The sequence below is a fragment of the Epibacterium sp. ABZ3_068 genome (assembly GCF_056159265.1).
Genome location: NZ_JBSWUV010000001.1, coordinates 2,643,546 through 2,656,062 on the forward strand (window position 1 = coordinate 2,643,546; position 12,517 = coordinate 2,656,062).

General features: G+C 56.9%; 10 protein-coding genes. 6 read left to right on the forward strand and 4 right to left on the reverse strand.

The window, feature by feature from the left end:
* The first annotated feature begins 4 nt into the window (after positions 1-4).
* The 6 genes from nuoL (at position 5) to ACXAEW_RS12605 (ending at position 8,463) form a co-directional block, all read left to right on the forward strand.
* Complete coding sequence (nuoL, locus tag ACXAEW_RS12580; protein ID WP_474941640.1) at positions 5-2,182, forward strand: NADH-quinone oxidoreductase subunit L; 2,178 nt, start codon at positions 5-7, stop codon at positions 2,180-2,182.
* A complete protein-coding gene (locus ACXAEW_RS12585; protein ID WP_474941641.1) occupies positions 2,182-3,732 on the forward strand; it encodes an NADH-quinone oxidoreductase subunit M in 1,551 nt (516 codons plus the stop codon). Before nuoL ends, ACXAEW_RS12585 begins: the two co-directional genes overlap by 1 nt.
* Positions 3,733-3,747: 15 nt before the next feature.
* The gene (nuoN, locus tag ACXAEW_RS12590; RefSeq protein WP_474941642.1) at positions 3,748-5,187 is read left to right on the forward strand and encodes an NADH-quinone oxidoreductase subunit NuoN; all 1,440 of its coding nucleotides are present in this window, start codon (positions 3,748-3,750) and stop codon (positions 5,185-5,187) included.
* A gap of 66 nt (positions 5,188-5,253) precedes the next feature.
* On the forward strand, positions 5,254-6,000 hold the full coding sequence (locus tag ACXAEW_RS12595) for a biotin--[acetyl-CoA-carboxylase] ligase (protein ID WP_474941643.1): 747 nt from the start codon (positions 5,254-5,256) through the stop codon (positions 5,998-6,000).
* Between the two features lie 16 nt (positions 6,001-6,016).
* A complete protein-coding gene (locus ACXAEW_RS12600) occupies positions 6,017-6,799 on the forward strand; it encodes a type III pantothenate kinase (RefSeq protein WP_474941644.1) in 783 nt (260 codons plus the stop codon).
* Entirely contained in the window at positions 6,796-8,463 is a 1,668-nt protein-coding gene (locus ACXAEW_RS12605) for a ribonuclease J (protein ID WP_474941645.1), read from the forward strand. Before ACXAEW_RS12600 ends, ACXAEW_RS12605 begins: the two co-directional genes overlap by 4 nt.
* A gap of 149 nt (positions 8,464-8,612) precedes the next feature.
* On the opposite strand, the gene ACXAEW_RS12610 is transcribed toward ACXAEW_RS12605, so the two are convergent.
* From ACXAEW_RS12610 to ACXAEW_RS12625, 4 genes are all read right to left on the reverse strand, one after another.
* The gene (locus tag ACXAEW_RS12610) at positions 8,613-8,789 is read right to left on the reverse strand and encodes an RSP_7527 family protein (protein ID WP_474941646.1); all 177 of its coding nucleotides are present in this window, start codon (positions 8,787-8,789) and stop codon (positions 8,613-8,615) included.
* Between the two features lie 197 nt (positions 8,790-8,986).
* Positions 8,987-10,378: a DEAD/DEAH box helicase gene (locus ACXAEW_RS12615; RefSeq protein WP_474941647.1), complete on the reverse strand. Its 1,392-nt coding sequence runs from the start codon at positions 10,376-10,378 to the stop codon at positions 8,987-8,989.
* A 154-nt stretch (positions 10,379-10,532) separates the two neighbouring features.
* Positions 10,533-11,507: a glycosyltransferase family 2 protein gene (locus ACXAEW_RS12620; protein WP_474941648.1), complete on the reverse strand. Its 975-nt coding sequence runs from the start codon at positions 11,505-11,507 to the stop codon at positions 10,533-10,535.
* A 216-nt stretch (positions 11,508-11,723) separates the two neighbouring features.
* Positions 11,724-12,419, reverse strand: coding sequence for a hypothetical protein (locus ACXAEW_RS12625; RefSeq protein ID WP_474941649.1), 696 nt, complete (start codon positions 12,417-12,419; stop codon positions 11,724-11,726).
* Between the last annotated feature and the right edge of the window lie 98 nt (positions 12,420-12,517).

Here is a 12,517-nt window from a genome sequence, read left to right on the forward strand (position 1 = left end):
CGTCATGGAAACCATCCTTCTTTTTACTCCGCTGGTCGGGGCCATAATCTGCGGCTTTGGCCACCGGTTTATTGGCGAAAAAGCGGCGATTGTGACAGCAACCGCGCTTCTGTTCCTGACGGCGCTGCTGTCCTGGATCACCTTCCTCACCTTTGATCCTACCGCGCATGAGGGCGGGTATTACACGGTTGAGATCCTGCGCTGGATCCAGTCCGGTAATCTGGATACGTCCTGGCAGTTCCGGGTCGACCGTCTGACCGCGATCATGCTGATCGTCATCACCACCGTGTCGGCGCTGGTTCATCTCTATTCCTTTGGTTACATGGATCATGATCCTCAATGGAAAGAGGGCGAAAGCTACAAGCCGCGTTTCTTTGCCTATCTGTCGTTCTTTACCTTCGCGATGCTGATGCTTGTGACCTCGGACAATCTGGTTCAGATGTTCTTTGGCTGGGAAGGCGTGGGCGTTGCCTCATATCTTCTGATCGGCTTTTACTACCGCAAGCCTTCGGCCGGTGCCGCGGCGATGAAAGCCTTTATTGTGAACCGTGTGGGTGACTTTGGCTTTGCGCTGGGTATCTTTGGCCTGTTCTTCCTGACCGACAGCATCAACTTTGGCGACATCTTTGCCGCCACGCCGATGCTGGCCGAAACTTCTGTCTCCTTCTTGTGGACGGAATGGAACGCGGCGAACCTCTTGGCCTTCCTGCTGTTTGTGGGCGCGATGGGTAAATCGGCGCAGCTGATCCTGCACACCTGGCTGCCGGACGCGATGGAAGGTCCTACACCCGTGTCGGCGCTGATCCACGCGGCAACCATGGTGACTGCGGGCGTCTTCCTGGTGTGTCGTATGTCGCCCCTGATGGAAGTCGCGCCGCAGGCCACCGCGTTTATCACCGTTTTGGGGGCTACCACGGCTTTCTTTGCGGCGACCGTGGGTCTGGTTCAAACCGACATCAAACGCGTGATCGCTTATTCGACCTGTTCGCAGCTGGGCTACATGTTTGTGGCCGCAGGCGTTGGCATGTATTCGGCGGCCATGTTCCACCTGTTCACACACGCCTTTTTCAAGGCGATGCTGTTCCTGGGCGCGGGCTCTGTGATCCACGCGATGCACCATGAGCAGGACATGATGAACTATGGCAATCTGCGCAAAAAGATCCCCTATACCTTCTGGGCGATGATGATCGGCACGCTGGCCATCACCGGTGTTGGCATCCCGCTGACGCAGATTGGTTTTGCGGGCTTCCTGTCCAAAGACGCGATCATCGAGAGCGCCTATGCCGGCGGGTCGATGTATGGCTTCTGGATGCTGGTGATCGCGGCGGCGATGACGTCCTTCTACTCTTGGCGTCTGATCTTCCTGACCTTCTATGGTGAGGCGCGCGGTGACAAACACACCCATGATCATGCGCATGAAAGCCCGATGGTCATGTTGATCCCCCTTGGCGTTCTGGCGGTGGGTGCGGTGCTGGCCGGTATGGTCTGGTACGGCAGCTTCTTTGGCCACGCGGACAAGGTGGGCAAATTCTATGGTATCCCAGTGGCTGAGGCTTCGGCGCATGCAGAAGGCCACGAGGACCACGCCAAAACCGAGGCCCATGATGACCACGGTCACTCGGATGATCATGGTGACGCACATGCTGCAAAGGATGATCACGCAGGTGATCACGGTGACGCGCATGCGGACGATCATGGTGAACATCACTATGTGTTTGCTGGCAAACCGGGTGAGGGCGCGCTGTACATCGCTCCTGACAACCACGTGCTGGACGATGCCCATGCGGCCCCCAAATGGGTCAAAGTGGCACCCTTCATCGCAATGGTTCTGGGCTTTGCACTGTCTTACCTGTTCTACATCGTAAAACCGGATCTGCCCAAACGCCTGGCCGAGCAGCAAAAGCCCCTGTATCTGTTCCTCAAGAACAAGTGGTATTTTGACGAGCTCTATGACGCGATCTTTGTCAAACCGGCGCTGGCTCTTGGACGTTTCCTGTGGAAGCGCGGCGATGGCGGCACCATTGACGGGTTCCTGAACGGGCTTGCCATGGGCGTCATCCCCTTCTTCACCCGCCTCGCCGGTCGCGCACAGTCGGGTTACATCTTCACTTATGCTTTCTGGATGGTGCTGGGCATCGCGGCCCTGGTCACCTGGATGTCGATCGGCGGAGGATCGCACTGATGGACAATCTCCTCTCTATCGTCACCTTTATTCCTGCGCTGGCAGCGGTCATTCTGGCGATCTTCCTGCGTGGCGATGATGCGGCGGCGCAACGCAATGCCAAATATGTGGCGCTCTTTGCCACAACCATCACCTTCCTGGTGAGCCTTGGCCTCTATGTCGAGTTCGATCCAGCCAACACCGGCTTTCAGTTCCTTGAGGAACGTGACTGGCTGATGGGGCTGAAATACAAGATGGGCGTGGACGGGATTTCGGTTCTGTTTGTCCTTCTGACCACCTTTGTGATGCCGCTGACCATCCTGTGCAGCTGGGATGTGAAGACCCGCGTCAAAGAGTACATGATCGCCTTCCTGCTTCTGGAAACGATGATGCTGGGCGTGTTCATGGCGCTGGATCTGGTGCTGTTCTACCTGTTCTTTGAGGCAAGCCTCATTCCGATGTTCCTGATTGTGGGCATCTGGGGCGGCAAGGACCGGATTTATGCGTCCTTCAAGTTCTTCCTCTATACCTTCTTCGGCTCGGTGCTGATGCTGGTGGCGATGGTCGCCATGTACACGGATGCGGGCACCACCGATATCGAGGCGCTCTTGTCGCACAGCTTCTCGGCCGGTTCCTTTGATGTTCTGGGCATCCATGTTGTGGGTGGCATGCAGACGCTGATGTTCCTGGCGTTCTTTGCCTCCTTTGCGGTCAAAATGCCGATGTGGCCGGTCCACACCTGGCTGCCGGATGCACACGTTCAAGCGCCAACCGCGGGTTCGGTTGTGCTAGCGGCGATCATGCTGAAAATGGGCGGTTACGGCTTCCTGCGGTTCTCCCTGCCGATGTTCCCTGTTGGGGCAGAGGTCATGACCGATGTGATCCTGTGGATGTCGGCCATTGCCATTGTCTACACTTCGCTGGTGGCGATGGTGCAGGAAGACATGAAAAAGCTGATCGCCTATTCGTCCGTGGCGCACATGGGTTTTGTGACCATGGGGATCTTTGCGATGAACCAACAGGGCATCGACGGCGCAATCTTCCAGATGCTCAGCCACGGCTTCATCTCGGCGGCGCTGTTCCTCTGTGTGGGCGTGATCTATGACCGGATGCACACCCGTGACATCGACGCCTATGGCGGTCTGGTGATCCGTATGCCGGCCTATGCGCTTGTGTTTATGTTCTTCACCATGGGCAACGTGGGCCTGCCGGGCACCTCGGGTTTCATCGGTGAATTCCTGACCCTGATGGGCACGTTCCAGAAAAACACCTGGGTGGCCTTTGTTGCGACCTCGGGCGTGATCTTCTCGGCCGGCTATGCGCTGTGGCTTTATCGTCGGGTGGTCTTTGGTGACCTCATCAAAGGCAGCCTCAAGACCATCAGCGACATGACCGCACGTGAAAAGTTCATCTTTGCACCTCTGGTGGCCATGACCCTGATCCTGGGCGTCTATCCTGCGCTCGTCACCGACATCATTGGCCCGTCCACTGCGGCGCTGGTCGACAACGTTAACCAATCTCTGGCCGCTGCGGACACCTCGCCCGTTGCGACCCAGATTGCTTCGCACTAAAGGAGCGCAAGGCAGATGATCCAAGCTGATCTCTCCGTTATCCTGCCAGAGATTATTCTGGCGCTCTTTGCCATGGGCGCGCTGTTGGCCGCGGTCTATACGGTCAAAGACAAACTGGCGGGTGTCCTGGTCTGGGCCACCGCCGCGCTGATGGTTGTTCTGGCGATTGTGATCGCCAGCCTGCCTGCAGGCACCAATGTGGCGTTTAACGGCATGTTCGTGGATGACGCCTTTGCGCGGTTTTCCAAGTCGGCAATCCTGATCGTTGCGGCCATCGTGCTGATTATCGGGCAGGAATACATGAGCCGCCGCGACATGCTGCGCTTTGAATACCCGATCTTGGTGGCCCTTTCCGTTGTCGGCATGATGATGATGGTCTCCGCGGGCGATCTGATGTCGCTGTATATGGGGCTCGAACTGCAGTCGCTGGCGCTTTATGTGGTGGCCTCCCTGCGCCGTGACAGCGCCAAATCGACTGAGGCCGGTCTGAAGTATTTCGTGCTGGGCGCGCTGTCCTCGGGCCTGTTGCTTTACGGTGCATCGCTGGTCTACGGCTTTGCCGGCACAACCAAGTTCTCGGGCATCATCGAGGTTGCTGAACAGGGTGAGGTGACAGTTGGTCTGCTCTTTGGTCTGATCTTCCTGATCTCGGGTCTGGCGTTCAAAGTCTCCGCCGCGCCGTTCCACATGTGGACGCCGGACGTCTACGAAGGCTCGCCCACCCCGGTTACCGCCTTCTTTGCCACTGCACCAAAGGTGGCGGCGATGTCGCTGTTTGCCCGTCTGATGTTTGACGCCTTTGGCGCGGCCATCGGCGACTGGCAACAGGTGATTGTGGTACTGTCGGTCCTGTCGATGTTCCTGGGCGCGGTTGCCGCCATCGGTCAGCGCAACATCAAACGGCTGATGGCCTATTCCTCCATCGCGCATATGGGCTACGCTCTGATCGGTCTCGCCTCGGGCACTGAAGAAGGCGTCGCAGCGATGCTGGTCTATATGGTCATCTATATCACCATGAACGTCGGCACCTTCTCTTTCATCCTGATGATGGAGAAAGACGGCAAACCCGTCACGGATATCAATGCGTTGAACCTGTTCTCGAAGAAAGAGCCGGGCAAGGCGCTGGCGCTTCTGGTTCTGTTCTTCTCGCTGGCTGGTGTGCCGCCGATGCTGGGCTTCTTTGCCAAATACGGCGTCTGGCGCGCGGGCGTGGATGCGGGCCTCACCGGTCTGGTGATCGCCTCGGCTGTGGCCTCTGTGATTGGTGCTTTCTACTATCTGCGTATCGTCTACTTCATGTACTTCGGCTCTGATGGTGCCGAGCTGGAGACCAAAGGCTCCCCAATTCTGGGTGTTGCGCTCTCTGCGTCGGCAATCCTGATGGTTGTAGGCGTGATTTATCAGTTTGGCATCGAAGGCGCGGCGCTTTCCGCGGCAACGGCCCTTGTCAATTGATATTGGCGTAAGGCAATTTGGGAAGGCCCGGTCGTGCGACCGGGCCTTTTGCATGAGGAACCGCACATGAGCTGGCCGGAAGGTTACGGAAAACGCATTCTGCCCGAAGTGGATAGCACCCTGGACGAAGGCGCACGGATTGCGCCCGATCTGATGGGCCCTGAATGGATTCTGGCGCTGAAACAGACCAAAGGCCGCGGGCGTCGGGGACGGGACTGGAAAGACCCCAAGGGGAATTTTGCCGCCACGCTTGTAATGCGTCCCGATGGTGATCCTGCCCATTCGGCACTGCGCAGCTTTGTCGCGGCGCTTGCTCTTTATGATGCGGTGGAAGGGGTGACAGGGCGATCCGAAAAACTGTCTCTCAAATGGCCCAATGATGTGCTTCTGAATGGGGGAAAGCTCGCCGGCATCCTGTTGGAAAGCAGTGGGTCGGCGGGCGGCGTTGAAAACCTCTTTATCGGGATTGGGGTCAATCTGATGGAAACCCCGATGAAAGAATGGCTGGAGCCTCAGGCCGTTTGGCCTGTTTCCATCCATGGTGAAACCGGTGTGCAGGTCACGCCGGAACAGTTCCTGGATGTCCTAGCCGAGGCCTATGCGCGGTATGAACAGCAGTTCCGGACCTTTGGGTTCGAGCCGATCCGCACAGCCTGGTTGGACCGGGCCGCCCGGTTGGGAGAGGTGATTGTGGCGCGCACCGGCAAAGAAGAGCGCGAAGGCACCTTTGAGACGGTGGACGGCGAGGGCAATCTGGTACTAAACACCGCCAAAGGCCGCGTCACCATTGCGGCGGCTGAGATTTTTTTCTGAACTTCGGGGACGGCTGATGCTTCTGGCGGTTGATTGCGGCAATACAAACACGGTGTTTTCCTTGTGGGATGGCAGCGCGTTTCTGGGTATGTGGCGCACGGCAACCGATTGGAAACGCACGGCGGATCAATATTACGTCTGGCTGAATACCCTGATGAAACTGCAGGGCATTGACGCTGAAATTTCGGATATGATCATCTCCTCCACGGTGCCACGGGTGGTGTTTAACCTGCGTGTTCTGTCAGATCGCTATTTTAACACGCGCCCCATTGTCGTGGGCAAACCTGACTGTCACCTGCCGATTGATGTGCGCGTGGACACGGGCACAACGGTTGGACCGGACCGGCTGGTGAACACGGTGGCGGGGTTTGATAAACATGGCGGAGATCTGATCGTCGTCGATTTTGGCACCGCGACCACTTTTGATGTGGTAGACGTCGACGGAGCCTATGTGGGAGGGGTGATTGCACCGGGTGTGAACCTCAGCCTTGAGGCGTTGCATCAGGCGGCAGCAGCGCTGCCCCATGTTGATATTTCCAAGCCCCAGAGGGTTGTCGGCACCAATACGGTCGCCTGTATGCAATCCGGCGTGTTCTGGGGCTATGTTGGTCTGGTGCGTGAGATCTGCGACCGGATCAAAGCTGAACGTGGCACTGCCATGAAGGTTATCTCTACAGGCGGGCTGGCGCCGTTATTCCAGCAATCCGCTGATCTGTTTGATGCGTTTGAGGAAGACCTCACGATGCATGGGCTGCAGATCATTCATAAATACAACAAGGACATTGGCGCACAGGAATGAGCACTGACAGATTGATTTACCTGCCCTTGGGTGGGGCAGGGGAAATAGGCATGAATGCCTATGTTTATGGCTATGGCAAACCTGGCAAGGAACGTTTGATACTTGTCGATCTTGGCGTGACCTTTCCGGATATGGATACCACGCCGGGCGTGGATCTGATCATGGCTGACATGAGCTGGCTGATCGAACGCAAAGACCGGCTTGACGCAATTTATATCACGCACGGCCACGAAGATCACATCGGCGCGGTTGGGCATCTTTACACCGAACTCGACACGCCGATCTATGCGCGGGCCTTCACGGCAAATCTCGCCCGGCGCAAGTTGGACGATCAGGGGCTGGATGTTGACGTGGTTGAAACCGTCTCTCCCTGGCCGGAAGTGCAGGAACACGGGCCGTTCAAGGTCTCGGTTGCGCCCATGTCGCATTCGATCCCCGAAAGCGGCGCGCTGGTGATCGACACGCCTGCTGGCCGGGTGATCCACACCGGCGATTTCAAACTGGACCCGAACCCGATGGTTGGGGAGCCCTTTGACCCGGACATGTGGACCGAGATCGCCAAAGACGGCGTTCAGGCGCTGGTGTGTGATTCCACAAACGTGTTTTCCCCCAATCCCGGCCGCTCGGAATCAGAGTTGCCAGAGGCGATTACCAAACTGGTGGCTGGGGCCAGCGGCATGGTGGCAGCAACCACCTTCGCATCAAACGTGGCGCGGGTGCGGACTTTGGCCGAAGCAGGCGCGCGGGCCGGGCGCTCCATTGTGCTGTTGGGCCGCGCGATGCAGCGGATGATCGAAGCGTCTACTGAAACGGGTGTGCTGACCGATTTCCCGTCGGTTGTGTCGGCAGAAGATGCCAATAAGATGCCGCGCGACAATCTGATGCTGATCACTACCGGCAGCCAGGGCGAACGCCGCGCTGCCACTGCCCAGCTTGCACGCGGAAAATACCGCGGAATCGAGCTGAAAGAGGGCGATACCTTCTTGTTTTCCTCCAAAACCATTCCTGGCAATGAAAAAGACGTCATTCGCATTATCAACCAGTTCTCGGAACGCGGTGTGGAAGTGGTGGATGACAGCTCGGGTCTGTATCACGTGTCCGGCCATGCCAATGGCCCGGATCTGGAGCTGTTTCATAACTTGATCAAGCCCAAAATCCTGGTGCCGATGCACGGCGAACACCGCCACCTGCGCCGCCATGCACAGCTGGGAGAGGAAAAGGGCATGGCCAGCACCGTGGCGGTCAACGGGATGATGCTGGATCTGTCCGGTGATGCGCCGAAAGTGGTGGAATATATCGAGACAGGGCGCAAATATCTCGATGGGTCCATAAAATACGGTGCCATGGATGGGATTGTGCGTGATCGTATCCGCATGGCGCTGAATGGTCTGGTGGTGATCACCGTTATTCTGGACGAAGATGACGAAGCCATGGGCGAGCCTTGGTGCGATATCCGTGGCCTGCCCGAGGTTGGGCTAAGTCGCGCGTCTCTGGTTGAAGTCATGGAAGAGGATCTGAACCAGTTCCTGATGCGCGCGGACGCCAAGACACTGCGCGATGATGATAAATTGGAAGAGAATCTGCGCCGGATCGCACGTCAAACGTCGATGTCGGAGATCGGCAAAAAACCGGAAGTTACCGTAATTATCAGCCGAATGCGCTGATCCGGTCAAAGTCTCCGGGTGGTTCTCCCGCCCGGGGCTTGCTGCATCAAAGATGCCGCAAGCCCAGTTGGGCCAAGCGCCGCGCACCCTATCGGGTCCGCGGCGCTGTTGCGTTCTTGTCTTCTGTTGGGGCAGAAGAGGCCGTGGGATTAGCCGCGCAGGGGACGTGCGCAGCTGGGGCAGGCTGTTGCCTGACGGAGAGAACGCGTGAAGAAGCGCAGGATCTGGCTCAGCATGCCGGCAAATGCCTGTGCGCGCAGCTCGTGGGCGCGGGCCTCGATATCGCGGATCTGAGCGGCGGTGAGGGTATACGTGGATTCAGTCATCATAGCGGTGTCCATCAATTATGGCGCGATTCAAATGTTGCCCTGTCTATACGCCCATCGTTTCCCAATAACGTCAGCCAAGTGGGAAAGCCCGCCATGCTATTTATGCAAGGCTCCTGATTTTACTCAAAATCACCACAAACAAAAAACCGCCCCGAATGGAGCGGTTTCTGCAGTGTCTCATCATCAGACAGGGATCAGCTGGCGCGGCGTTCCGCAAAGCTGAGCGCAATAAAGCTGGGCAGGTGATCGCCCATGCCAACTACGTTCCGGTCATCGCGGCGCCCGGAGGAGCGTTTGCTGGACTTATTGTCGCGAGGCTTGGCGCTGCTGTCACCGGTGCGGGAGCGCGATTTGCTCTCCTGCTTGGGCTTGTCCTGAGGGGCGGGTTTCTCGGCCACATCTTTTGTGGGTTTGGGCTTTTCTGCCTTGGGAGCTGGCTTCACCGGGTTTTCATGCCGGTTGATCTCTTTTTTCACCAGAGTTTCAACAGCGGCCAGAGCTTTTTCGTCCTTTGGGACGCAGATCGTGAAGGCCTTCCCCTGACGGCCTGCACGGCCGGTTCGGCCAATGCGGTGCACGTAATCCTCGGCATGGCCGGGTACATCATAGTTGAACACATGGCTGACGCTCGGCACGTCGAGGCCACGGGCTGCCACATCGGAAGCCACCAGAATACGCAAGGCTCCCTCACGGAAACCGTCAAGGGTTTTTGTCCGCTGGGCCTGATCCAGATCGCCGTGGATCGGTGCCGCGTCATGGCCGTATTTCTTGAGGCTTTTGGCAACGATATCCACATCCGTTTTCCGGTTGCAGAAGATAATCGCATTGGTGCAGCTGTCGCCTTCCTGTTCGATCAGGGCGCGCAGCACTTTGCGCTTCTCGCTGCCCTCACGGTCACGGCGGGAGGCTTTGAAGATCACCACATGCTGTTCGATATTTTCGGATGTGGTTGCCTGACGGGCGATTTCGATCCGCGCCGGAGCGGACAGGAAGGTATTGGTGATCCGCTCGATCTCAGGCGCCATAGTGGCCGAGAAGAACAGAGTCTGGCGGGTAAATGGCGTCAGGCTGAAGATGCGTTCGATATCGGGGATGAACCCCATATCCAGCATCCGGTCGGCTTCATCCACCACCATGATCTGAACACCGGTCAGCAGCAGTTTGCCCCGTTCGAAATGGTCCAGAAGACGGCCGGGCGTTGCAATCAGAACATCCACACCACGGTCGATCAGCGCTTCCTGCTCTTTGAAGGAGACGCCGCCGATCAGCAGCGCTTTGGTCAGCTTCAGGTGCTTGGTGTAGGTGTCGAAATTCTCGGCCACCTGCGCCGCCAACTCGCGGGTCGGGCACAGAACCAGGCTGCGCGGCATCCGGGCGCGGGCGCGGCCACGGGCCAGCAGGGTGATCATCGGAAGCGTGAAGGAAGCGGTTTTCCCGGTGCCGGTCTGAGCAATCCCAAGCACGTCTTTGCCTTCAAGGGCAGAGGGAATAGCCCCTGCCTGAATAGGTGTGGGGGTTTCATACCCGGCTTCTTCGACAGCTTGAAGAACCTTGGGGTTCAGGTTTAGATCACTAAATTTGGTCATATGTATCCGTTTGTTGCGGACACAAACCTGGCCCGCGCGTCATCGCGTTTAAGGAGCGGGTAAGCAGTTACCCGTCTCACAATTGTCGCTGCGCATAGCAAAAACGAAGCTCAGCGTCAAACCAAGCGTCGGATATTAAAGATCTTAGTCAAACTTAGGATATTTGGGCAACAGAGCGAGCATAGTCCGGAAATTGGTTCCAAAGTGCCGCCTGCAGGTCGAGGTTGTGATCGCATAAGAGATCAAAATCCCGCAGCTGATTCCGCCTGTCTTCGCTATTGACGCAAAACTCATTGTAAAAGGCACGCAGCCCGTCTTCGCCGTGGGTGGCCTCCAGCTCAGCCAGAACCTGATGCATCGTGGGCGCATCGCGCAAAACAGTATTGGATGCACGCAGCTCCGCGCGATAAGCCCCTTTTTCGAGGCGAAATCGGTAGTGGTTCAGCCAATGCGCCCAGTTGCGCGCATGAAAATGGCACAGGTCCATGGCGGGAAGTTCGACCAAACAAGGATCCTTCAGATCACCCACAAAGCTGCGATGAATGCGCAGCTTCAACCCCTCAATGCCGGTCCGTACAAAGATCTTGCCGGCCCGGTGGCTTAACATGCCACCGGCCACAAACGCCCCCCAGTTGGGATACAAAGCCTGCGTCTGATCCTTGCCGTGGGTGGCGTCCCGGATGGATCTGCGGAAATACCGATCCGAATGGTCCAACACTTCGGCCGGGCGCACCCGTGCTGTGATCGCCTCCTCAGGTAAAGCGCGCAATTGCGCGGAAATGGAAACAGGGCTGACAAGGAATTCATCAACGTCGATATGGGCCAGCCACTCCAGATCCTTGCATTGTTTGCGATAGGCGCGGGTGGCATTGAAGGTCTGGCGCAGCTGATGCGCCTCTGGCCGGTCCCGCCGCTGGCGCTTCCAATAGGCCGCGTCGCAATGGATCACGCGAACCTTGGGATGCGCCTTCAAATGGGCAAAAGCCTCGGGGCAGGGGGTGTCCAAATAGATACAGACCCGATGCGCTCCCTGTTCCAGATGATAGGCCACAAAGGTCAAAACATCCTGCGCCGACGCCTTGATGGTGGAGACAATACCCCAGCGGGGGAGAGGTTGGGGATCGGTCATTCGGGTCAAATTGGCGGCGCAATCATTGTTGGATCAAACAGCATCGAGCATGCCGAGCCGGGGGCGGGAAGGCAAGGTTGAAGCCTTGCGCCTCAGTAGTACAAATCGCTGAAGTCAGCTCAATGTGGGCGTTTCTGAGGCGTAGAAACAGTAACATCTACTGCGCTCATATGCGCAGATATTACCTAGTAGAGACGCATAATTCTTGTAGGTCGATTACGTGAGATCAAGGTTCAAAACGCTATCTGATAAACTGCGCCTAGTGAATTCTCGTCGCCGCTGCATGCGCTTATCTAGCTTGACCCAGGCAATAACTCCCTCATCGGTCATTCCCTCATCTTCTAACAGGTATGGACTATGCGGGGGAGGTTCTGGGACAGGTTGCTCTTTTAGCAGTTCGACTTCCCCTTGGGCAAGTGGGGGCCTCAATACATCACCAGCGTCCGCATTCTTAGTCATGGGCACACGAACAACTGCAAAATCATTCTTCAGGTGACCAACGGCGCAACACGTGCAGGAACGTTTGCCACATCCAACATGTCCTGTGTTTACGCACTCTCCATTGCGGCCGTCACTTTTCAGGAGAGTAGAGTGAAGAGTTCGCAAGTATTCGTAGGTGGCCGATACCCACAAACGCGACAGCTGGAAATGGAACTGTAACCCAGCAGTTTCGTCCTTGTAACCAATATCATCCTTGTTTCTTCTGTGGCACTCGTCCTCGAAACTTCTAAGTAGGACATCTATCCCAACGTTTGAGTCCGCAACTGGGTCTCGGTATCCGCGTAACTTGTCGAAGGCAGCCATTACCGTACGCCATTTCTGGAACACCTCCATGTTTTCTTTTTGTGCACGATACAGCGCAAAGGAAGCATTGTAGAAGGGCGCTTCCAAATCAAATTTAAACGGTTTCAATTGGTCAGTTTCCGGTCTGTCAGGGGGGGGCATCAGTGCCTGGAAAACATTTTGCTTGGCTACTTGTGGTCCCAATTAAACACTATCAGCGAAATCAC